1 protein-coding gene and 1 pseudogene are annotated in these 576 nt (G+C 48.6%); both read left to right on the plus strand.

What is annotated here, in order from left to right:
* Positions 1-292, plus strand: a 292-nt coding sequence (locus R8O11_RS29870; protein WP_318195213.1) for an ATP-binding cassette domain-containing protein, incomplete at its 5' end; no start/stop codon positions are given.
* A pseudogene (locus R8O11_RS29875) lies at positions 289-576 on the plus strand (ABC transporter permease); the annotation flags it as partial. The gene R8O11_RS29870 and the pseudogene R8O11_RS29875, both read left to right, overlap by 4 nt.

The raw sequence follows: 576 nt of genomic DNA on the forward strand, positions 1-576 counted from the left end.
GACAAATTTACACTCTCGCCCAGTGTCAGAGCTGAGTATTGGACAACAACAGCGAGTGGCGGCAGCTCGTGCGCTGATAGGGCATCCTGCGTTAGTCATTGCTGACGAGCCGACATCTGCACTCGATCATGATAATCGCATGGCGTTCATCGAACTGCTGATGGAACAGGCTAATCAAGCCAACGCGACATTAATCTTTGTCAGCCATGATCCAACTCTGGAAAGCTTGTTCGATCGCACCATTAATCTGCCAGAAATAAACCAAAGCAGTAACATGGAGGTGCTAGCGTGAGTGCTGTAATCAAACTCGCTTGGAAAAGCTTGATGAACCGCAAAGCGACAGCGGTGTTGACGATCATGACGGTAGCAATATCGGTAATCTTGCTGCTTGGCGTAGAACGTATCCGCACTCAAGCAAAAGACAGCTTTGCGAACACCATTTCAGGAACGGACCTGATTGTCGGCGGACGCTCAGGCCAAGTGAACTTACTGCTGTATTCAGTCTTTCGTATCGGTAATGCCACTAATAATATCGATTGGAAAAGCTACCAAGAATTCAGCCAGCATCGCGCGGTT

This window comes from Vibrio sp. 1288 (assembly GCF_033344475.1).